Below are 22,623 nucleotides of genomic sequence, written 5' to 3' on the forward strand. Positions count from 1 at the left end.
CAGTCCCGCCACCATGATCGCCAGGCTATCGTTTACGTCAGGCAGTCGACGGTACGACAAGTCGAGCACAATCGGGAGTCAACGCGGCTCCAATATGCGTTGACAGATCGTGCCTGCCGACTTGGGTGGCGACGTGAGCAGATTACGGTGATTGACGACGATCTGGGCCGATCAGGTGCGACAACGCTCAATCGACCCGGCTTTCAGCGCCTGGTTGCCGAGGTCGGGCTTGGCCATATGGGAATGGTCATCGGCATTGAAGTATCCCGTCTCGCGCGCTCGTGCCGCGATTGGCATCAGCTTTTGGAAATGTGCGCGTTGTTCGACACGTTGATTGGCGATGCCGATGGCGTCTACGATCCCAGCACATATAACGACCGTCTGTTGCTCGGCCTGAAGGGCACGATGAGCGAAGCTGAGCTGCATATTCTCAAGAGCCGCATGCACGAAGGCCGCAAGGCCAAGGCGCGCCGTGGCGAACTTATTCTGGGTCTTCCGCGTGGCTATGTTTTGAAGCCGTCCGGGGAGGTTGCCCTGGATCCGGACGAGGAGGTGCAAAGGATTATCCGCCTTGTCTTTGCTGTCTTCGAAAAGCGTCGTTCGATTAGCGGTGTTTTACGTTACCTTGTCGATCATGACATCGCGCTTCCCGACCGTATCCGCAGCGGTCCTGAGAAGGGTGATGTCTGTTGGAGCAGGCCTAACAATACGGCGATCGGCGACATGCTGCGTCACCCCAGTTATGCCGGGGCCTATGTCTACGGGCGCAGTCGCAGCGACGGCCGCCTACGGTTGCCCGGAAAGCCTCACAGTGGCCGGCGCATTATTGGCGATCGGCAAAAGTGGATGGTACTGCACCAAAATGCTCTTCCAGCCTACATTGACTGGAAAACCTACGAGCGAAATCAGGACCAGATGGCGAAAAACCGTGCCCGATATCCAGGCGTCCCAAGAGGTGGTGCGGCGCTGCTCAGCGGACTTGTCTCTTGCGGTGTGTGTGGTCGTAAAATGGTTACGGGCTACAATGACGATGGCCGGGAAGCACGTTACAGCTGCAGCTGGGAGGCGACCACTTATGGAGGTCGTCATTGCCAATCGATCAGTGCTCGTCCCGTGGATGCCCGCGTTAGCGCGCTGGTGCTCGAAGCTATATCGCCATCCGCGATCGAAGTCAGCCTTCAGGTTGCCGAGGATATTGAACTCGAACGACAACAGATACACGATGGATGGAAGCAACGCCTGGAGCGGGCGGACTATGAGATCGCACTCGCCCGCCGGCGATATGAGGCCGTCGACCCTGATAACCGGCTGGTAGCGCGGACCCTGGAAAAGGACTGGGAGGCTGCCCTGGCGAGGGGGCAAACTCTCGCCGATGACCACCAGCGGACATTGTCGCAACAACCCGAGCGGTTAACGGAGGAGGACAAGAAGATTATCCGTTGTCTGGCAGAAGATGTGCCCTCTCTCTGGAAAGCGACGTCCACCACTGCACGAGACCGACAGACTATCGTCCGCATAATGCTAGATCGCGTCGTCATCCAGGTGTTCGGTGAAACTGAACGCGCCGAGATAAAATGCCACTGGGCGGGCGGGATCATAACAACGCACCCCATAATCCGAACCGTGAGGCGATTTGAACAGCTTGAACATCATGACGAGATTTTAGCCCGGATCACGGCGTTGCGTAACCAGGGTGCAACGGCTCAACAGATCGCTGACGATCTTAACGCTCAGGGCTGGTATAGCGCGACGATCAGGATGAGACGCGAGCGACAATCTGGATGAGATTCTTATGTCGCGGTTGGAGCGAAGTTATCATGTTGATTGTCGCTGGCAAGAGTTTCATCGTGTTCTGATTGCCGCTCCGCGACAAGCTGGGAAGAGCTTTTGATTGTCGCGAATGAGGCGGGTCTGCCGCGCTGGCGTTTGGCTTCCATGGCCGAACGCCGCCGGTAGCTTTCGACATTCATCTCGAAGATTGTTGCGTGATGGACAAGTCGGTCCACCGCGGCAAGCGTCATGGCCGGGTCTGGAAAGACGCGGTTCCATTCTCCGAAGGGCTGATTGGCGGTGATCATGATGGAACGCCGCTCATATCTTGCGGAGATGAGTTCGAAGAGCACGCTCGTTTCGGCCTGGTCCTTGGTGACGTAGGCCAGGTCGTCGAGGATGAGAAGATCGAACTTGTCGAGCTTTGCGATGGCGGCTTCGAGCTGAAGCTCCCTCCGCGCGACCTGAAGCTTCTGGACGAGATCGGTCGTGCGGGTGAAGAGCACGCGCCAGCCGTTCTCGATTAGCGCGAGGCCGACGGCTGCGGCGAGATGGCTCTTTCCGCCGCCGGGCGGACCGAACATCAGGATATTGGCGCCTTTGGCGAGCCAGCTATCGCCGGCTGCAATCGCCATGACCTGGGCCTTGGAGACCATGGGAACAGCGTCGAAGGCGAAGCTGTCGAGCGTCTTTCCGGGTGGCAGGTGGGCCTCGGCGAGGTGTCTTTCGATCCTGCGATGGGCGCGTTCGGCCAATTCATGCTCGGCGATGGCCGAGAGGAAACGGGCAGCAGGCCATCCTTCCCGATCGGCCTGCTCGGCAAATTGGTGCCAGAACGTCTTGATCGTCGGCAGCCTCAGTTCGTTGAGCATGATGCCGAGGCGGGCTTCATCGACTGTGTGGATGTTGCTCTTCATGCGACCTCTCCCGCATAGGCCGTGCCGATCAGGGCTTCATAACCATTGAGCGACGCGAGTTGCACATGAACGATCGGCAACTGATCCGGGTCCGGGCTGAAGACCGCTCTCAAAGCCGCCAGATCAGGCAGTTTGTGGGCGTCGAGCGTTTTGGCAAGCTCCTCGGCCAGTTCACGCTCGCAACTGCGATCGTGAGCCAAGGCAAGCAGTTCCACGGTGATCTTGCAAGCCTGCCGCTCGGGCAGTTGCTCGATGAGCGCGTCGAAAGTCCTGCGATATTCCGGCCTGGGGAAGAGCTTGTCGCGATAGACGAGCCCCAAAAGCGCCATCGGCTTTTTGCGCAGGGAATGAATGACGTGATGATAGTTGACGACTTGATCGTGCTTGCCACTCGCGTGGGCGCGGCCTCGGGGTAATGTCAGCAGATGCGTGCCGCCGATGAAGACGTCGAGGCGATCGTCGAACAGACGCACCCGCAGCCGGTGGCCAATCAGACGGGAAGGCACGGTGTAGAAGACCTTGCGCAAGGCGAAGCCGCCGGTGCTCGATACGGTGACGATGACCTCTTCGAAGTCGGTGGTGCGACGATCGGGAAGAGCTTGCAGATGCGTGCGCTCGGCATCGATGCGCTTGCCATGTGCGGCATTGCGGCGGCTGACGATCTCATCGATGAAGGCGCGATAGGATCCGAGGTCGCCAAAGTCCCTGGTTCCGCGCATCAGCAGAGCATCGCGGATCGCATTCTTGAGATGGCCGTGGGAACTTTCGATCGAGCCGTTCTCGTGCGCGACGCCCTTGTTGTTGCGCGTCGGCGTCATGCGATAATGGGCGCACAGTTCGTCGTAGCGATGCGTCAGATCGACCTTGGCGTCGGCATCGAGGTTGCGGAAGGCGGCCGATAAGCTGTCGCTGCGATGATAGAGCGGCGAACCGCCAACCGACCACAGGGCGTTCTGCAGCCCCTCGGCCAGAGCGACGAAGCTCTCTCCACCCAGGATGACATGGGCATGCTCGAAGCCCGACCAGACCAGCCGGAAGTGATAAAGCAGATGATCGAGCGATTGGCCGGCGATCGTCACGCCGAGGCTGCCCATGTCGGTAAAATCCGACAGTCCTAACCGACCGGGTTCGTGCATCTGACGGAAGATCACTTCCTGCTCCTGACCGTGAACAGCCCGCCATGATCGGATACGACGCTCAATCGTACGGCGAACACCTTCTGACAGCTCTGGATGACGCCGCAGCATCTCGTTGTAAACGGCGACCGCTCGGATGCCGGGCGCGGCCTTGAGGAGCGGAACAACCTCGGCGTCGAAGATGTGCTCAAGGGGATCGGGGCGACGCCGGTCGCGCGGCGGCTTGGTCTGCGATGGAAGACGCGCATCCTTCTCGATGCGGTAAGCCGTCGCCCGGCTGATCGACGCCTTGGCGGCAGCGACCTCAATGGGGTTGTTTTGTCGGTACTTCATAAAAAGCCTCGTCTGATGATCGGTTACATGGCGACCCGGCACAAAGGTGATTCTCCATTCTCAGAAAATCACCGACGCTACCGGGCCAACCGCGATCATGAGACGCCGAAAAATTGCGCCGCGGCGGGGGTGTAACTCCAGTCGGGCTACGCCCTCCCTTCGTCACACCCCCGCCGCCGAGTCTCATCCTGATTGACGCTGAGTCTCACCTTGTTTGTCGCCGCTCAGGGCTGGTCACCTGCCAAGAAATCCAGGTTCGATGCGCTGATAGTGCAGAAGCTCCTCGTGCGAAATGGCCTTGGGAAAAAGCGGCCGATCTGGTCGGGTCACATCCCGCGTCGCAATGAGGATGAAGTGACGTTGCAAGAACTTTCCGAAAAGCTCGGCATTCATCGACAGACGGCTTACGGTTGGCTCAGGCGCGGAAAGCTCAAAGGGCGTATCGTTGAAGTAGGAACTCAACGTATCTGGCTTGTCAGCCTATCGCATGCCTCAACAGGAACCCGCACTGGAGAGTCATCATGACAAAGCGATTGAGCAGGCCTTTTCGAAGATCAAACACTGGATGCGGCACGCGCAGCGCCGAACAATTGACGAAACCTGGCGGCACATCGGCAGGCTAGTCGAAACAATCCAGCCCGACGAATGCGCCAACTATCTCGAAAACGCGGGCTATGCTTCTGTCAAAACATGAAATGCTCTAGTACTACAGTTGTGTTTTGTGTCTTGTTTTGTAGTGCGCGCTCATTGCGGAGGCCTGATGTTTTCGTCTCCAGAGTGACCATGCGAGAACGAAGGCTGTCTTGATCGGCGGTCGCAGTAGGAGCCGTGTGATCAGATAGCGGATCTCTGCGACACTTGGTAAGAGCGCAAGTTTGTTGGTCAGGCGGCGATTGGCGGGTTTGGACTCGTTTCGTTCGGTTTACCACCGGCGCTGCGGCGCAGGTCGGAGCCCAACTTGGCGAGGAACGCTGCAGCCGCCATGACGAGCGTCATGTGGCGGTGCCAGGCATGCCAGGAACGGGCCCTCGCAATGGTCGAGGCCGAGATCATCCTTGGCGCGCTGGAAGCACTCCTCGACCGTCCAACGCAGTCCGGCAGCACCCGCCAATTCGCAAAGCTCGGTTCCGAGGGGTGCGAAGACAAAATAATAGGCGCGGATGTTGGGCTCGCGCGGGTTGCGGCGAATCAAGAGCCAACGCTCCCACTGTGGATCCGGGCGAGAGCTAAGAGGGATGCGGGCCCAGTCATAGAGCCGCAAGCCTTTGGCGCCTTCGCCGGCGGCATGGCTCTGCCAAGCCTCCGGCTTCAACTCATCGGTCATGGTTTGAGGGTCGGTCTGCTCGATGCCTTGGTCGCGTACACAGCGTAGACGATGATTGGAACGCACCGCCAAAACATAAGGCTGGCCGCGGCCTTCCAACATCCCGCGTAGCCGCGAATCCGAACCATAAAGCGCATCGGCCAGCACCCAGGCGCAGGGTGAGTGCCGCCGCAATCAGATCACAGGCAATCTCCGGCTTGGTGACAAAATGCTGCTCTTGTGGGATCTGCGCTGAAGCGCGCCGCACCTCATCGTCCACCCAGGTTTTTGGCAGATATAACCGCCGGTCGATCAGGGTTTGGCCGTAGCGGCTTGCATAGGCAAGGAAGACACCCACCTGGCAGTTCTCAATGCGGCCGGCCGTCCCGGAATATTGCCGCGCCACCCCGACCGAATGTTCGCCCTTCTTCAGGAACCCGGTCTCGTCTACCACTAGAACGCCGTCCGCATCCCCGAGGGCCTCTACCGCATAGGCCCGAACGACATCGCGTAAAGCATCGGCATCCCAATGGCTGCGCCCCAACAGCGACTGCATCCGATAAGGCCGCTCCAGCCCTGCCTGCTCGGCCATGAGCCAACCGGTCTTGCGCTCTACTCCCGACAGCACGCCATCAAGAAAGGCGCCACTCGACAATCGCAATTCACGACGACGAAAGATCGGCCCCAGTCGCTCCTTCAATGCATCGAGCTCGCGTTTCCATGCCAAAACCGACCCAGACCAGCTTGCGACGGACATGCATTTCCCTCCAGCTAAACGCCGAGAGTGAATCATGATTTCAAACCAAACGCAACTGTAGTACTAGGTTGGGAGTTTGAGCAGCGTGAACTCGAATATGAAATATTTGGCCCAAGCAACTTCCGTCGCCCTGCTCACTGCCGCCGCTGCGTCGGCGAACGAAGGTATGTGGATGCCGGGCCAGACCGGGCCCCTATCGCGGACCGCACCCGGAGCATTCATGTCGACAGTCGCTTCATCCTCTGGACCATGGACAAGATCGACGGCGCGACCCGGTTGCTCAAGGAAGGGGGAGTGCCGCCAATGTCGCGCTCCGGAGCGGGTAAAAGACCCTGGTAAACGACCAGCTGCGCTTTGGCAATTTGCGGTGCCAGGCGCGACGGCCGCCTACCACATCAGATCAAAACTTCTATGCTGAGAGCGACGGCGCGGTACCCATATCGTTCAAGTTGCTCTCGAGGAGATCCTGACAACTAGGGCCGTCCAGCGCTGAGGACCTATGGGTTTGCCCCACCATGGTGGGCCGACCCGGCGTGGGCCGGGCCGCTGATGTGCCGGTTTGCCGGGATCTGCCAGGATGCACAAGGAAATCACCTTCACTGGGTCGGACGTCTGCCGGCAGCGCACTAAGTCAAGGCACTGCCTAAAGGCGCGAAGGTCGAGATCGAGATCGAAGCCATCAGCACTCTCAGCCAAAGGAGATAGGTTCGCCCGCTGAGGAGAGAGAATGGGCCGTAGCAACGATCAAGCGTTGCTCCGGTTTTCTTGTGGGATACGCCGGCGTTTTGGCGCCGGCGACGTGCTTGTCGTCGTACGCGTCGACCGCCTAGCTTGTGACGTGCGCATTGAAACGCGGGCAAGCACATTACGCCCTGCGGATTCTGGATTTCGGCCACGGCGCTTCTGATTTCCACCACAGGAATAACGACCTTCGATACCATGGATTGGCGCATCACCTTCCTGATCGGGGCGGGCTTCTCGCAAAAGCAGTAGCGGCCCGTCATCCGGGGGATTCATGCGACAGCGGGTAATCCGGGGTTCTGGAGAAAAATCGGCTTTTTCTATCTCGGCGCAGCCCAATCTAGTATCAACAGGTCGCTGGTTCAATTCCCTTCAAGAGCGGCAACCGCAGCTAATTGCCCTTTCTACAATCGATGATCGAGCCGGCAGGCGGTTTGTGCGCCGGAGGTGCGAAAGCGGCCGAATGGAAATTGACGACGCTGACCTTAAGCGGACGAGTATTAGTTAGGCTCGCGTTGCCCGCTGAGTATTCAAGGGACTAGACCGGCGGCGCGGTGGTTGCTATTTGCAGGGCATGTTGCGATGTTGAAGACGTCGCCACCCAAGGCTCTCGAAGTGAAAAAAGTCCAGCGCAGCTTCGCCGTTGAATACAGATCTGGGCGGCGAAAACTGAATTCGAAATCGACCTCGATCTGGGGAGACATGGATCTCAAGTCCGTTGCGCAAGATCTTCAGGACGAGGCAATGCCATTCGTGCCGGGAGCTTCTCAGGTTAGCAGCAGCGAGATGTCCTTCGCTGGAGAAGAACAGGCCGCGGCGTTGTTGACACTGCCGATTGAGCAGGAGACAAATGCATCGGCTTTACAGGAGACCATAATGGCCGACGAAAACAATACGATGACCGATGCTGACACACCGGCCGTAGCGGCGCTTGATGTACCGAAGAAGGAGCGTAAACCTCGCGCCAGGAAAGCAATGCCTGAAACGGCCTCAGCCGCAGTTTCGGCGCAACCAGCAGCGGCTTCGAATGCCGCGGCTGGAAAGCAGAAGAGAGGACGCAAGGCAAAGTCTGACGAAGGTGCAACAAGCGGCAAACGTGCGCCTGTCAAACGTGTTCCGAAGGCCGTGCAGACAGCGGCCGCACCGTCGGTGGCGGCGGTTGATGAGTTTGCGGATCTTCTGCAGCTGGAAGAGGAAAACCAAAGACTGCGCAAGCTGCTGGCCGAGAAGCTCCGTGCTGAAAATGCCTATCTGCGAAAGCGGCTCGACCTCGGTTGATCGGCAGCATTCGGCCAAGCGGTGGCCGCATTCTCATGCTTATCGAACATTTTGGCGGCGGTTATCCTGCCGCCAACGTTTTTGCTCGCGGCCTGAATGCCGAGTAGAATTCGAGGTCGAAGATGGCGTCTCCATGGAAACTTCTGGCTCGGCTGGTGTCACCGCGACGGCAGCAGAGGCAGGAACACGGTCCGACCGATGAAGTGCAGCCGGACATTGGTCATCGCCAAACCGACCGACACGGCCGGCGACATCGGGTTTATAAATTTACGCGACCCCGCGAAACAGCAACCTCTGTTCCTATGCTGCGCCTGATGAATTCTCTCAAACGGTCATTCTTGGGGAAAGGACCGGAATCGATCATCAGAAACGGCATGGTGTTGCGCTCGTGCCGAAAGCACATTGCCGCTCAAGCCGCTGGAATGTCACATTATGTCCGGTTCGCGGCCCCGGCATTCCGATCCGATATCAGCTTGCACTTGGCATATGGCGCACCACCACCGCTGCTTACTGCATTTCTTTCGATCGCCCGGGGACGTCGCGCACTCTCCAGAGCTTGAACACATGTCGCATCCCGTACGTCCACATCGGACTGCCCTCGAGGTGCGGGAAACCGTAACCATGGATGAGCACAAGATCGATGTCCGAGAGACGTCGCATGATCCTCTCCGCTAGCGCAGGGCCTTCGCGCGCCATTGCCGCAGGCACGTGCTCACGGAGGTTTGATTCCGGATGTTCTTTTCGGGCAGAATAAGCATCTGCTTTCGAACAGCCGTAATGGTGTAGCGCTGCGGTTATTTCGCGAGCACGGGATGGGCCGCGCCGCGCCGCAAATCATCTGAACAATAGTGGCTGGCCTTGAGAATCCGACCGATCCCGGCCTCGCGTCACGACTGCCTGTACCGAAGTTCCTTTTTACGATCGCCAAAACGATGTTGATCGTTTCGAGCGAGCTGGCCAACCAGATTCAGACAGCGCAAGAGTGGTAATTGAATTCTTCGCCGGAGGGGTACTAAGCTACGGGCGATGTCAAACGCCTGTGGGCCGGTCCTTGGGATCGAACTGAACAATAGCGATCCAATTGGCAGTGAGTGCCGGCTTATTCTCGTTCTCGATCTCGACCGTCACTTCGTAGGTGGTAACCAGCATGTTGGCGCCGCGAAAGCGGCAATCCGACAGCACGAAGCGACCACGCACACGGCTGCCGGTCTTGACCGGCGACATGAAGCGGACGCGGTCGAAGCCAAAATTGAGGCCCATGGTCTGTTCGCGGATTTTCGGCATACCGCTGAAGTTCATCACCGACACAAGCGAAAGTGTCAGGAATCCATGTGCGATCGTGCCGCCGAACGGGCTTTCGGCCGCTGCGCGCTCCGGGTCCACGTGGATGAATTGATGGTCCTGGGTCGCATCGGCGAAGAGGTTGATCATCGTTTGATCGACGGTGATCCATTTGGATGTGCCGAGTTCCTGGCCAACAAGCCTCGGCCCGTCTGCGAGAGAAATTTCATGCATGCGACCTCACTTACTTTCTGTCTCGAACTGACGTCCCATCCGTGTCGTCGCAGTAAGATCGCTTGCGACACCGCTGATAGGACTTTTATGCTTATCGAAGTCGATGTGCTGAGCCGCGGCATTCGTCTCTGCAGGATGAGCCAGCCAGCGTTTGAGGCGCCGGGCCATGTCGTCGAGGTAAGTTAGTATGACAGGCACAAAGACCAAACTGAGGAGGGTCGAGGATATCAACCCGCCGATGACCGCATGGGCCATCGGGGCCCGCTGCGCGCCGCCTTCGCCCAAGCCCAAGGCGGTCGGGAGCATACCGAAAATCATGGCGAGGGTTGTCATTACGATCGGCCGGAGCCTTACCGCTCCGGCATCAGCAAGGCTCTGACGCAGACTCTTGCCTTCCCGAACGCCCAGATTGGAGTAGTCGACGAGAAGGATCGCGTTCTTGGTCACCAACCCCATCAGCATGATGAAGCCGATCATCGAGAACATGTTGAGCGTCGAGCCCGTAAACAGAAGGCCAAGCAGGACGCCTATCAAGGATAGCGGCAATGTCATAATGATGGCGATTGGCTGGATGAAGGAGCCGAACTGAGAAGCCAGGATGATGTAGATGAAGATTACGGCTAGCACCAGCGACTGGAATGCATAGGCGGTGCCCTCGGCGAGGTTCTCCGCGTCACCGCCGAATGAGATGCGAAACCCCAATGGAATATCCATCTTTGCGATCGCGGCGTTCAGATCGGCCGCAACGTCGCCCAACGCTCTTCCTTCAATACTACTAGATATGCGAACCTCCCGGGACAGATCCTTGCGGGTGATCGCATCAGGCGCGGTGCTCTCGACGACGTCGGCGACCTGATCCAGCAAGACGGTTATCGGCCTACCATTGTCGTCCGTACGGCCGGTCGAGATTGTGAGATTACGGAGCTGTGCGGCATCCCGCCGGGCGGTCGGGGGCAGCCGCACCACTACATCATGGGGCTCTCCGTCGGGAGCGTTCCATACGGATATCGCATCGCCCGCGACGAGAGGCTTGAGCGTATCGCCGATCGTTGCGATCGACACGCCCAGATCGCTGGCCGCCTCACGGCGTACCCGGAGAGCCAGCGTTGGTTGGACATTTTCAATCGAAGATTCGATTTCCATCGCGGCTGGGATAGCCGCGAGCGCTGAGGTGATGTTATCGGAGATACGTCGCAGCTCCTCGTCACCATCCCCGAGGACCGAGAGTTGCAGCGGCTTTAACGATCCCCCCAGTCCGGAAGGCTGTCCCACGGAGATCTCCAGGCCTGCGATCGTGGCAAGCCGCTGACGGATGGGATCGATGGTTTCCGCTGTCGTCAGCCTCCGTTGATCGCCAGGCACAAGTTGCACGGCCACAATAGCCCGGTTGAAGCCGCGCACTGCGCCTGAATTGATAGTGGAATACGTCGAGGAGACATAATCGAAATCCCGCAGCACTCGTTCGACCTGGCCGACCTTCACGGCCATATAATCGAGGGAAGCGCCCTCGTTGGCTTCGAGCGATATGCTCACTTCCCCCTGGTCGGCTGGCGGCAAAAACTCAGTACCGATGCGCGGCACAAGCAGCAGGCTGGCAACGAACATGGCGACGACAACAGCAATCGTCGTTTTCCGATGGTCGAATGACCAGTGAATGACAGAGCGATAGCGGCTCGCGAGACTCTCGAACCATTGATCGAATCGCTCAATCATCCGACCGAAGAAACCTCGCGTGGCACTCTTTTGAGATTGGGGGTCGTACCAAACGCTCGACAGCATCGGATCGAGAGTAAAGGACACAAAGAGCGAAATTACCACGGCCACGGCGACAGTAACGCCGAACTGCAGGAAGAAGCGACCAATCAGCCCGCCCATGAAGGCGACAGGCAGAAACACCGCGACAATGCAAAGTGTAGTCGACAGCACGGCAAGGCCAATCTCGTTGGTGCCATCGAGCGCCGCCCTGACATGATCCTTGCCCATCTGGAGATGGCGGGTGATGTTTTCACGAACGACTATCGCGTCGTCGATGAGAATACCGATTGACAGGGAGAGTGCCATCAGCGTCATGATGTTCAGCGTGAAGCCGAGAGCGTAGATGGTCGCGAATGTGCCGATGACTGAAATCGGGAGCGTGAGGCCGGTGATGACCGTGGATCGCCAGGAGTTCAGAAACACGAACACGATCAGCAGCACAGCCAGAACACCGCCTTCGATCAGCGTTCGCTCAACTTCGAAAACCTGAGAGGCTATGGGGCGGGAATTGTCACGTGTGATGGTGAGCCGGACGTTCTCCTTTGCCAGTTCTGCGTTCAACACAGAGATTTCCCTGCGAAGTGCGGACGCCACCTCTACCGTGTTCGCGCCCTGGACCTTGACGATTTGCAACCCAAGAGATGTCATGCTCTGATAGTTTGCAAGACTGGTCACTTCACCACCTGTGTCGAGAACCGTCGCTACATCCGAGAGGTAGACGGGATAGCCGCCGCTATGAGCGATGATGATGCTGTTGAAGCCTGAAGCATCCGCGATGCGGCCCTCGACCGTCACGATCCGCTGGTTGATACCGGATACGAGCGTTCCCGCCGCGCGATCCTGGTTCTCGCGTCGGATTGCATCCATGACGGTAGAGACACCGATCCCATAAGCCTCTAAACGATCAGGATCCACGACCACGAGAACCTGCCGCTCGCTGCCGCCAACCAGTGAAATCTGGCCGACGCCGGATATGGCGCTCAGGCGATTAGTGATCACGCGATTAGCAAGCGTGGTGATTTCGCGCAGCGTCCGGATCGACGAGGATGCTGCGACAGAGAGAATTGCCTGGCCGTCCGGTTTGAAGCGCGTGACCTGAGGGGTATCGACTCCGTCGGGGAATTTCGCTCCCAGCCGCGCAACCCTGTCGCGTACCTCCTGCGCCGCGACCTGTGAGTCTACATCAAGTTCGAACTCGACCACGACGACCGAACGTCCTTCGTAGGACTCCGAGGTAATGCTGTCGATGCCGCCGATGGTGTTGAGCGCCGATTCAATCGGCCGTGAGATCTCGCTTTCGACTGATACCGGCGACGCTCCGGTGTAGGTGGTCGCGACCACGACGATCGGGAGGTCGGTCTCGGGTAGTGATCGACGCCGAGCCGGCCATATGAAAACAGGCCAAGCACAAGGATAGTCACCATCATCATCGTGGCGAAGACAGGATGGTTGACGCTTATACGCGTAAGAAACATCCGTCAGGTGCCCTCGATGGTCACCCGTGTATCGGCGACCAGATCGGGCAAGGGGGCGCTGACGATAACATCGCCCTCGTTCACCCCCGATACCTGCACAAGATTCCGGTCGCTCCAACTCCTGCCTACCTCGACAGGTTGCCTGCGCAAAACCCCTCGTTCCACCTTGAGAACGAAAGGCCCAACTGCGTCATACCGGATCGAGGCCGCCGGAAGTGCTATGACATCCTTCTGGTCGTCGACTTTGAGGATGCCGGTGGTGAACATCCCGCCTCGCAACAGGCCGTCGTTGTTATCGATGGCGATGAATACCCGCACGGCACGGGATCCGGCGACCGCGGTGGGCGAGATGCGGACGACGGCTCCTGGGAATGTCCGGCCGGGAAAGCCCTCTACTGTCAGCTCTACAGGCTGCTTGGGGCGAACGAGCGGGATGCGGCTTGTGGGAACCCCGGCGTCAACTTCCATCCGGTTGAGCTCGACAATAGTCATCATTTCAGTGTTCAGCGGCACGGTCTGTCCCTGTTCCACCGGACGCGCAGCAATGATGCCATCGAACTCGGCGCGCAATTCCGCATAGGAGAGCGATCGTTCGGCATCTGCGACCTCAGCCTGTTTCACTCTGAGCTGCGCGCGAAGATTGAGCACGTTGGCCCGCGCTGCAAGCCCCGTCGCCTCCGATGCCGCGCCTCGTTCACCCAGCGTGGTGTTTCGCTTAAATACCGACTCAGCGAGTTCGACCTGGGCATTAAGGGCATCCATCTCTGCTTTTCGCGCCGTCACGGCTGATCCGAGAGCTTCCGTATCAAAACGGACGAGGAGGTCGCCGGCTTTGACCACGTCTCCGATCTGCACGGGCAGCTCACTGATTGTGTCGAGGATACCCGAGATGTCAGTGTCGAACGTCGAACGGGCGTGAGAGAGCCGGCTATACGAACTTCGTTTACGATGTCCTGCCGGACGGCGGTGCTGATGTCGACTTGAGCAAGCTCGATCGGGCTGCCATGTTTAATCTGCGCAATCGCCCGACCTGCCGAAGTAAGGATGGCGATTGCCATGGTTACGGCGACCGCGAGTTTCCCGAAATTGCACCGAACAATTTTCGTCCGAGCGTTGATATCTAAATACGAAGGTGTTGGTGTTTTCCGAGCGAGCTATGAAAGCGTCACAATCATTCGACGGTGACCGATTTGGCGAGATTGCGCGGTTGGTCGACATCTGTGCCCATGAAGACCGCCGTATGATAAGCGAGAAGCTGCAGCGGCAAGGAAAAGATCATCGGGGCGATGACCTCGTCCACGTTCGGCAGCACGATCGTGTGCATCGTGTCGAGTTTCGATGCGGCTGCCCCTTTTTCGTCGGTGATCAGGATGATCCGTCCGCCGCGAGCCGCCACCTCCTGCATGTTGGAGACGGTCTTTTCGAAGAACCGATCATTTGGGGCGATGACGATGACCGGCATGTTTTCATCGATCAGCGCGATCGGACCGTGCTTCAATTCACCAGCCGCATAGCCTCCGGCGTGGATATAGGAAATCTCCTTGAGCTTCAGCGCGCCCTCCATCGCTAAGGGAAAACTCGTGCCGCGGCCGAGATAGAGCACGTCACGGCATATCGACAGTTCCCGCGACAGGAGCTCGATCTTCGGCTTGATGCTCTTCAGCACCTGTCTCATGATGCGCGGCATCCCGGTCAAGCTCTTCACCAGCGCCTGCTCCTGATCATCGGTGACTGTGCCGCGCGCCTTGCCTGCGCCGATGGCGAGCGCAGCGAGAACAGCAAGCTGGCAGGTGAAGGCCTTGGTAGAGGCAACGCCGATCTCCGGGCCAGCGAGGATCGGGAAGACGGCATCGGCCTCCCGGGCAATGGTCGACTCGCAGGCGTTGACGACAGCGCCGATCTTCAGGCCCTGTTCCTTGCAATATCGGAGCGATGCGAGCGTGTCGGCGGTCTCGCCCGACTGCGAGATGAAGAGCGCCGCCGACTGCGGAGACAGCGGGATTTCGCGGTAGCGGAACTCGGAAGCGACATCGATCTCGACCGGCAGTCGGGCATAGCGCTCGAACCAGTATTTGCCGATCAGCCCGGCCAAGTAAGCCGTGCCGCAAGCGGAGATCGCCAGGCTTGGCACCTTGGCGAAGTCGATATCGTGGGAAACCGGCAGCACCTGATTATCGATGAAGTTGATATAATGGCTGAGCGTATGGGAGATGACCTCCGGCTGCTCGTATATTTCCTTCTCCATGAAATGGCGATGATCGCCCTTGTCGACCATAAAGGCGGCGGCCGTGGACACCTGGCGCGGCCGCGTGACGAAGTTGCCGTCCATGTCGAAGATATGGACCCCGGTCTTGCCGATCACCGCCCAGTCGCCGTCGATCAGATAGGTGATTTCATTGGTGAAGGGCGCCAGGGCGATGGCATCGGAGCCGAGGAACATCTCGCCGTTGCCATGACCGATCGCCAGCGGCGGGCCGTTGCGGGCCGCCATGATCGTCGATGGATCGTCTTCGAAAAGAATAGCGAGTGCATAGGCGCCCCTCACCCGCTTCAGCATCGCATGCATCGCCTCGCGCCGTCCCAGGCCGTCGCGGCGAAATCTCGCCAGGAGCTGGGCGACGACCTCGGTATCGGTCTCCGTCTGGAATTCGGCACCCGACTCCGAAAGCTCGTCCTTCAACTCGGCAAAATTCTCGATGATGCCGTTGTGAACGACGGCGACGCCATCAGTAAAATGCGGATGGGCATTGCGTTCGGTGGGCGCTCCATGGGTCGCCCAGCGGGTGTGGGCGATCCCGATGGTGGCGCTCAGCGGCTCTTCCTTCAGTCTCGCCTCGAGATTGACGAGCTTGCCCTCGGCGCGCCGGCGATGCAAGGCACCGTCGATGATCGTCGCAACGCCGGCCGAATCGTATCCCCGGTATTCCAGGCGCTTCAACGCATCAACCAGCCGCTCCGAGACCGGCTGCTGCCCGACGATACCCACAATCCCGCACATGTTCTCTCCGACTTCGTCCCGGCACCCAGCCGACGCAGTAATCACGAGGACGGACCCGCCTGCGCGCCTTCATTCAGGATCTTCTAATAGCATCCGGCAAGATCGGTAAAATCGATAGTAGGAATAACAAACATCCACCGCATCGATACATGGGGCGTACGCTGGGATACGTTTGACGGCCTTGATCGAAATCTCCTCATTGCGCTCGATGCTTTGACGACCGAAGCAAGCTCAGGTCATGCGTCTTGACACTAAGGCGTTGCGGCCGGACTGGCCGCGAAAAGTAAAAGCTTGACCAGCTAAGCGGGCATCGGCGGCGCTGAGGGGGATGCGGCATCCGATCAGAGCCGACACGGTGCGCAACGATCCACTGTACGGTCGTCGCACACGCAACGGCCCGCAATGTGTGATTACCAGAGCCGTGTCGGGCAAGCGCCGAGCAGAGATCCCTCGACTGATCTGAGCCCTTCAAACTGGACCAGTTTTGGTTGTCTTCTGTGTTCGGCGTGGTGAGGTCAAGCACCTTCTGATTGTCCGTAGCTATGATGATTGACGTCTTCGCAGTATCGCGCTTCTCTCCGGGAGCGCCCCGCGTGGCCCCTCCCACTATGGACCAGAAGAATGAGGCAGAACAATCTAACCGGCGACATGATCGCAATAGACGACCGTATCAAGACAACCACGCGAACTCGCCCATCCGTCGTCCTGCAAAGGACATCTTTCCACCGGTGGCGGAATCTTCTTGTCTCCTTTTGTTCCTGTCACTTTGGTTGCTAATTACGCACCAACAAGCAAGCTCTCCCGTGTCCAACAGAATTCGGTTCCGTCACTCCACAGAGATGCATGATCACAGCAAGATTCAAACAAAAGGGGAGACGCTCCGGGATTGAAACTCAGAGGTTGCCCCGATTTGCGCCTGCCACAAAGCAGCATAAGCGCCGTCAGCTCTCAGCAGATCCATATGCTTTCCCTCCTCAACGACCCGACCCTTGTCTAAGACTACGATCTTGTCAGCCCTACAAATGGTGCTCAGTCGGTGAGCGATGACGATGATGGTCTGACCAGCCTGACGCAGATCCTCAACCACCCGCAGGATGAAAGCCTCGGCGACCGAGTCGAGAGAGGAGGTCGCTTCGTCGAGGATCAGGATCTCCGGATCCCGGTAGAGAGCCCGAGCCAAGGCAAGGCGCTGCTTCTCGCCGCCGGAGAGGCGTATACCGTTCTCGCCTAAATGGGTCTGGAGACCGCTGGGCCAGCTTTCGATGAGCTCTCGTAGCCCTATTTGATCGCATATTCGTAGGATCTTCACGATGTCCGGATCGAATGCGCCAAGTGCGATGTTCTCGATCACCGAGCCAGAGAACACGTCGACCGATTGCGGCACCGCTGCGATAACTTTGCGCAGGGATACCGTCGAGAGATCCTGGAGAGCATAGGAGCCGATCCGGATGCGGCCACTCTCGAGCGGATACACATTCTGCAGCAGAGCCGCAAGGGTGCTCTTGCCTGAGCCACTTTCCCCCACCACGGCCGTCATCTCGCCCCGCCCGAAAGTGAGGCTAAGATCCTGGAAAAGCTCCCGCTGAGAGCCATGGCGGAACGTGACATTCTCCAGGCGGATATCACCAAGGTGGGACTTTGTGGCATCAATGCCGCCGCCGTTCGTCTCCTGCTCCAGGTCGAAAATGTCGAATAGGCGATCTGCCGCGACGAATGCGTCCTGAACGATCCGGTTGGTCTGGATGAGACTGGCAATCGGCCGGGTGATATAGCCGAGCAAAGCATAGCAGGATAGTAACTCGCCGGGTGTGAGTGTTTGATCGAGGGCAAGCGTCGTCCCAAACCACATCAGCACGATGGTGAATAGCGTCGAGAGGAAAGTTGAGGCACTGTCTCCAAAGATCGAAATTAGCCCGGAGCTATAGACTGAGTGCAGCGTCTTGATGAAGCGGGTCTCGATCTTGAAGCTGGCAAAGCTTTCGATGCCGGAGGTCTTGATTGTGGAGATAGCTCCGAGCGATTCCACCAGTTGCGCCTCCAGGTCACCGGCATTCTCCATAATGGCGCGCTGGTGTTTCCGATTCAGCCGATTCGTCGTCCAATAGACAAAGAGGTACAGTGGGATGGAGACCGCCACGACCGATGCGATCTTCCACGAAAAGACGAACATCAGCCCCAATGAGAACAGAGTCATGTGCACATCGACGAACATGTTGATTGAGGCGTCATTCAGGAAGCTCCTGATCTTCACCGCATCGTTCATACGGGAGACGATTTCGCCCATTCTCATGCTGTCGTAGAACTTCTGAGGCAGGTTTAAGATGTGATTGTAGTAGCCGAGGATCAGGTCGACATCGATCTTCTGTCCCGTTTGCAGGACGAGCCGGTTCCGCAGGAGAGTGATCAGGACCTGCAACACCAGGATCAGCAGCATGGCGACGCTCATGACGTTGAGCAGGTTGCGGTTGCCCGCTGTGATCACATGGTCGACGATCTTCTGGACGTAGATGGCCGTCGAGAGGCCGAGGATCGTCGTCACCAGCGCCCCGACGAGAGCCTGCGCCATCACCGCCCTGTATGGCGCAAGCAGTCGGGCGAAGCGGGCGAGGGGTGAGGTGGTCTCGTCGTGGCGCTTGAAGGTGTCTGCCGGAACCAGGAGCACCAGGACGCCAGTCCATAGCGTGTTGAACTCCTCGTGCGACAGCTTTAGGATTTCGCCATAGGCTGGGTCCATGACAGTGACCCACTTCGCGTCGATCGCCTGGATTACGACAAAATGGTGCAGGACGTCCTTGACTATCACGTGCGCGATGGCGGGCTTCGGGATCTTGTACAGGCTGTCGAAGCCGCCCCTCACCGCCTTGGAGATGAAGCCTAGCTTCTGGGCCGCTTCCATGAGGCCCAGCACGGTGGTGCCGGCGCGGTCGGTCGAGGCATGTTGCCGGATGCGCGACAATGGCAGCTTGTAACCATAGAACGCTGCGACAGAAGCAAGGCTGGCGGCCCCGCAATCCGTGATGTCGCGCTGCTTGAACTTACTGACGTTGCTCGACATGGCGACTTTCTGGGCTGTGTGGGAAATGAGGTTTAGCGGCCCGTCAAGAGCGGGTTTAGCCAATCGTCGACCCCATTGTAGAGGAGTTGCAGGAGAGTTCGGTCGGCCACGCGAAAGCGTGCTCGCACGGTCATGCCTTTCTTCAGGTGACCGATCACCCCGTTCTTGAGCGCGAGATGAGTGCGGGAGAGCGCGCAGCGGACCTTGAAGATCGGCCTATCGTCTAGGAGTGTGAAGTCCTGCGCCACGTCGAGCACGGTTGCTTCGATCAAGCCCCATTGATTGTAGTTGAAGGCATCTACTTGGAGCCGCACCGACTGGCCGGGCCGCACCAAGCCAATGTCATTGGGGGAGACATAGATATCCGCCACCATTTCGCCGCCCGGCGAGACCCAAGCAACAGTTTGCCCCGCCTGGACGTAGCTGCCGGGGCTGAGGCCGGAGAATTGCTCGAGGGCTCCTGACACCGGAGCCCGGATTCGCGTCAGATCCCGTTCATTCTCAAGCTGATGCAAGGTGGCCACTAGTTCCTTAAGGCGCAGGTTAGTGTCGAAGAGCCGCTGGTTCCATTCAGCGGCTTTGCGCCTGGCTAGAATCTCGCCCTGAACCTCAGTGCTCTGGAGAGCGAAAGCCTTTTCGTCTACGGCCTTCGCGGGCGCCGTAGCAACTGAGAGGAGTCGCTTAGCGCGGGCGAATTCCGCCGCGGCATTACTGCGGGCAAACTCGTTCTCCCGCAGCAGGTTGAGAAAATGCGCCCGCTCGGCCGTGGCTGACTCGGTGAGGAGGCGGACCGGGCCGGTGGCGGCGCCGGCCGAGATCAGAGCCTCGAGGTCACTGGCAAGATCGGTCTTAGCGCGAATATCGGCTCTAAGAGCCATAAGCTTTTCCTCAACCACATCATCATCGAGGGTGAGGATTTCCTGCCCTTCGGCGACCCGGCTGTTCTCAAGGGCAAGGATGTGTGAGATCCGCCCGGAGACGGGTGCGACCAAGGGCGTCTTTTCGATGACGGGGCGGATTCTCCCCGCACTTTGGACAGAGACAGGTATGCTCACGAGTGGCAGCGACACGAATGCCGCAAGCACAGAGAGCACAGTCACTTTATAGATGACCAAAGATCGACCTGATCGCCGCGACATGATGCTCTCCGCAGTGCAGCAGGCTGTTTCAGGAGTAAGTTGGATATTGTTCATGCGCCAAGTCACCGCTCAAAAACATGGAAGTATTTCGATATTATCAATTAACCACTGCCAGAACCGAGCCAGTCATCCACCGCAAGTTGCAGATGCTTACTTCGTGATTAATTGATGCCTCATACCTCATCTTCTGCTGCCCTCGGCCGGATTGTTGCGGGTCAGTAGGACCTGCAACGACCGCCGAGCAGCGGAGCAAGCCGGTGCCGAACGAGATCAAGGCTTCGAGGCACCGGCAAAATCGCTCCAAGTGCGAATTTCGGCTCTAATGGTGTTTGCCAATAAATTTAAGTGCGGCGGATATGCCATACACGACAACAATTCCGAAACAGGCTCCCCCTGCTGCGGCAGCAGCAACTGCGAAGAGCGGTACAATTCCTCCACAAGTTTTAGACGCCTCGGCGCGGGTTAATTCAATCACACCACAAGATGACATGTCGGTCGTCATTGTTTTCCACTTTTCCAGATGCCCATAGGGCTGTTGCGACAGTCGCTAAGAAGCAGGAACCGTGCCAACTCCCCAGCTCCCAAAAGAGGAAAGAGCTTCAACTCAAATGGCGTCAATGATAGCTCGAATGACGCCGCGCGGAACATCATAGTGTCGCGGACCCGACAAACCCGACAGGGGTTACACGACATTTCGACGGATGGCGGACACGTTTGGCGCCATCATAGCTGAGGATTTTTGGAGATCGAAAAAAGCTGCAAACCCGTGTCGACCCGCGGAAGTTCATGCTGGGTCATTTCTGCGCCCCCGATCCCAAGTAAGGCACTGGTTTGGCGACGAAAGCATCAAGCCTACGCAATTGCACTAAACGGTTGGTTCTGCTGTCAAAGATCTTACGTGACGCTCATAGATTCGGCTTTAATACCCTCGCAAATGCGCCAATACGGGTACGAAGCTAGTCGGGGGCCCGGTCGCAGCCGTGGAAGCTTATCCGGATGGTATGCGTGACGGAACCGAAGTTAGGAGAAAACGTGTCAAGCCTAGCATTACAGTTGGTGCGCCGGGAGACCGGCAAGGAGTAGATGGTGAAAGTCCATTACGTTAAAGGCGTAGCGAGCCACATCGGTCCCGAGCCGTGCGCAGGCATCCGCGAGGGTGTGGGCGAAGCGTCGGTAGGGGAGCATACAGGCCAGCCATTGAGCCGCGTAAGAGTGTTATCCCGGGTGCCGACGCCGTCAACTGTGCGGAAGGCGACACGGGCGGGTGCGCAATCGCGAGCATCCGTCTGGCCTGGCGTGGTCGCAGACCCTGGCATGTATGGAAGCTCCTTGTACGGGAACCGGGAGATCTCCGGTCGGCCATGACCCCTTGTGGGTACATGGTCCGCAGCGGGAAGGCGAGGAGCCGTCGCCGCTGATGCACGACACGGAGAAGTCTGGGACTTCGGCATAGTAGCTATGAAGCCGACGAACAAAACCGGGTTGCCGGTAGCGGAGTTGGTGGAGCCAAGGCCGGGGACCAAGGGGAACGCGGATCAGCAACGCATGCACCGGACACAGAGCCGGGCGCGCATGTCCCAGTCGCTGGATCGCGTACGGAAAGTCGCAAGGCTAAAGAAAAAGGAACGGTTCACCGCACTTCTCCACCACATCAATGTCGATGCACTTCGAACGGCATTCTACGCGCTCAGTCGCAAAGCTGCCGCTGGCGTGGATGGCATAACATGGCAGGACTATGAGGCAGACCTTGAGCCTCGGCTCAGGGGCCTGCAAGCACGAGTTCACGGGGGAATGTACCAACCGCAACCATCTCGCCGGACGTTCATACCGAAGGCGGATGGAAAGCGGCGGCCGCTGGCGATCGCAGCCCTGGAAGATAAAATCGTCCAAGGTGCAACGGTCATGGTGCTCAACGCGATCTACGAAGGTGACTTCTGCGGTTTCTCATACGGGTTCCGACCCGGACGGGGTCCGCACGATGCGTTGGATGCCTTGTCCGTCGCGATCAGCGAGCGGAGGGTGAACTGGATCATGGATGCCGACATCCAAAACTTCTTTAGGGCGGTCAGCCAGGAATGGCTGGTCCGCTTCTTGAAGCATCGGGTCGGCGACAAGCGCATCATCCGCCTGATCCAGAAATGGCTGAGGGCGGGCATCCTCGAAGACGGAGTCGTGATCATCGATGACAGGGGCACTGGTCAGGGCTCGGTAACCTCACCGCTCCTCGCCAACATCTACCTGCACTACGTCATCGACCTGTGGGCCAAGCGCTGGCGACGTCGTGAAGCATCCGGCGACATGATCGTTGTGCGCTATGCCGATGACTGTGTGCCACGAACGCACCGACAGCAATGGAGGTGCGGAACTGCACGAGAGATGAGGGTAGGTCCCTCGGAGCCGGCCGTCAGGGGCAGGCTCCAAACCACCGCAAGCTGCGACGGTAAAGAGCCG

General features: G+C 58.5%; 12 protein-coding genes and 4 pseudogenes. 6 read left to right on the plus strand and 10 right to left on the minus strand.

Annotated elements, in window-relative coordinates; translation table 11 throughout:
• Positions 1-27 precede the first annotated feature (27 nt).
• Positions 28-1,785, plus strand: a complete 1,758-nt coding sequence (locus tag WGT02_RS31900; protein WP_339151183.1) for a recombinase family protein — start codon at positions 28-30, stop codon at positions 1,783-1,785.
• Positions 1,786-1,790: 5 nt separating this feature from the next.
• On the opposite strand, the gene istB is transcribed toward WGT02_RS31900, so the two are convergent.
• Positions 1,791-2,687, minus strand: a complete 897-nt coding sequence (gene istB, locus WGT02_RS31905; RefSeq protein WP_208245168.1) for an IS21-like element helper ATPase IstB — start codon at positions 2,685-2,687, stop codon at positions 1,791-1,793.
• A complete protein-coding gene (gene istA / locus WGT02_RS31910) occupies positions 2,684-4,156 on the minus strand; it encodes an IS21 family transposase (RefSeq protein ID WP_208245170.1) in 1,473 nt (490 codons plus the stop codon). The genes istB and istA overlap by 4 nt, the downstream gene beginning before the upstream one ends.
• A gap of 192 nt (positions 4,157-4,348) precedes the next feature.
• On the opposite strand from istA, the gene WGT02_RS31915 reads away from it, so the two are divergent.
• Together WGT02_RS31915 and WGT02_RS31920 are read left to right on the plus strand one after the other, a co-directional pair.
• A complete protein-coding gene (locus WGT02_RS31915) occupies positions 4,349-4,681 on the plus strand; it encodes a helix-turn-helix domain-containing protein (protein WP_339151177.1) in 333 nt (110 codons plus the stop codon).
• A 4-nt stretch (positions 4,682-4,685) separates the two neighbouring features.
• Positions 4,686-4,850 (plus strand): annotated as a pseudogene (locus WGT02_RS31920) (IS630 family transposase); the annotation flags it as partial.
• A 188-nt stretch (positions 4,851-5,038) separates the two neighbouring features.
• On the opposite strand, the pseudogene WGT02_RS31925 reads toward WGT02_RS31920, so the two are convergent.
• Positions 5,039-6,216: pseudogene (locus tag WGT02_RS31925) on the minus strand (IS701 family transposase).
• 168 nt (positions 6,217-6,384) lie between these two features.
• On the opposite strand from WGT02_RS31925, the gene WGT02_RS31930 reads away from it, so the two are divergent.
• Entirely contained in the window at positions 6,385-6,555 is a 171-nt protein-coding gene (locus WGT02_RS31930; protein WP_208246050.1) for a S46 family peptidase, read from the plus strand.
• 1,017 nt (positions 6,556-7,572) lie between these two features.
• On the plus strand, positions 7,573-8,235 hold the full coding sequence (locus WGT02_RS31935) for a transcriptional regulator (RefSeq protein ID WP_208246413.1): 663 nt from the start codon (positions 7,573-7,575) through the stop codon (positions 8,233-8,235).
• Between the two features lie 1,029 nt (positions 8,236-9,264).
• Here WGT02_RS31935 and WGT02_RS31940 read toward each other — a convergent pair.
• The 7 genes and pseudogenes from WGT02_RS31940 to WGT02_RS31970 form a co-directional block, all read right to left on the minus strand.
• Complete coding sequence (locus WGT02_RS31940; protein ID WP_208246052.1) at positions 9,265-9,750, minus strand: MaoC family dehydratase; 486 nt, start codon at positions 9,748-9,750, stop codon at positions 9,265-9,267.
• 6 nt (positions 9,751-9,756) lie between these two features.
• A pseudogene (locus tag WGT02_RS31945) lies at positions 9,757-12,980 on the minus strand (efflux RND transporter permease subunit).
• Positions 12,981-12,983: 3 nt separating this feature from the next.
• Positions 12,984-13,820: an efflux RND transporter periplasmic adaptor subunit gene (locus WGT02_RS31950; RefSeq protein ID WP_341353303.1), complete on the minus strand. Its 837-nt coding sequence runs from the start codon at positions 13,818-13,820 to the stop codon at positions 12,984-12,986.
• Positions 13,821-14,151: 331 nt separating this feature from the next.
• Entirely contained in the window at positions 14,152-15,978 is a 1,827-nt protein-coding gene (gene glmS, locus WGT02_RS31955; protein ID WP_208246054.1) for a glutamine--fructose-6-phosphate transaminase (isomerizing), read from the minus strand.
• 859 nt (positions 15,979-16,837) lie between these two features.
• Positions 16,838-19,033, minus strand: a complete 2,196-nt coding sequence (locus WGT02_RS31960; protein ID WP_208246056.1) for a peptidase domain-containing ABC transporter — start codon at positions 19,031-19,033, stop codon at positions 16,838-16,840.
• A 32-nt stretch (positions 19,034-19,065) separates the two neighbouring features.
• A complete protein-coding gene (locus WGT02_RS31965) occupies positions 19,066-20,172 on the minus strand; it encodes an HlyD family secretion protein (RefSeq protein ID WP_374046225.1) in 1,107 nt (368 codons plus the stop codon).
• Between the two features lie 319 nt (positions 20,173-20,491).
• Positions 20,492-20,674 (minus strand): hypothetical protein, encoded by a 183-nt coding sequence (locus tag WGT02_RS31970; RefSeq protein ID WP_208246058.1) that lies wholly within the window; start codon positions 20,672-20,674, stop codon positions 20,492-20,494.
• A gap of 915 nt (positions 20,675-21,589) precedes the next feature.
• Between WGT02_RS31970 and WGT02_RS31975 the strand changes: the two are divergent.
• Positions 21,590-22,503, plus strand: a pseudogene (locus tag WGT02_RS31975) (reverse transcriptase domain-containing protein); the annotation flags it as partial.
• Positions 22,504-22,623 lie beyond the last annotated feature (120 nt).

It is taken from the genome of Rhizobium sp. T1470, from assembly GCF_042140505.1.
GTDB lineage: Bacteria > Pseudomonadota > Alphaproteobacteria > Rhizobiales > Rhizobiaceae > Rhizobium > Rhizobium favelukesii.

Excerpts from the sequence above, each read along its gene's own strand:
- istB (WP_208245168.1), bottom strand. The coding sequence starts at position 2,687 with ATGAAGAGCAACATCCACACAGTCGATGAAGCCCGCCTCGGCATCATG.
- istA (WP_208245170.1), bottom strand. The coding sequence starts at position 4,156 with ATGAAGTACCGACAAAACAACCCCATTGAGGTCGCTGCCGCCAAGGCG.
- WGT02_RS31940 (WP_208246052.1), bottom strand. The coding sequence starts at position 9,750 with ATGCATGAAATTTCTCTCGCAGACGGGCCGAGGCTTGTTGGCCAGGAA.
- glmS (WP_208246054.1), bottom strand. The coding sequence starts at position 15,978 with ATGTGCGGGATTGTGGGTATCGTCGGGCAGCAGCCGGTCTCGGAGCGG.
- WGT02_RS31960 (WP_208246056.1), bottom strand. The coding sequence starts at position 19,033 with ATGTCGAGCAACGTCAGTAAGTTCAAGCAGCGCGACATCACGGATTGC.
- WGT02_RS31965 (WP_374046225.1), bottom strand. The coding sequence starts at position 20,172 with ATGTCGCGGCGATCAGGTCGATCTTTGGTCATCTATAAAGTGACTGTG.
- WGT02_RS31970 (WP_208246058.1), bottom strand. The coding sequence starts at position 20,674 with ATGACGACCGACATGTCATCTTGTGGTGTGATTGAATTAACCCGCGCC.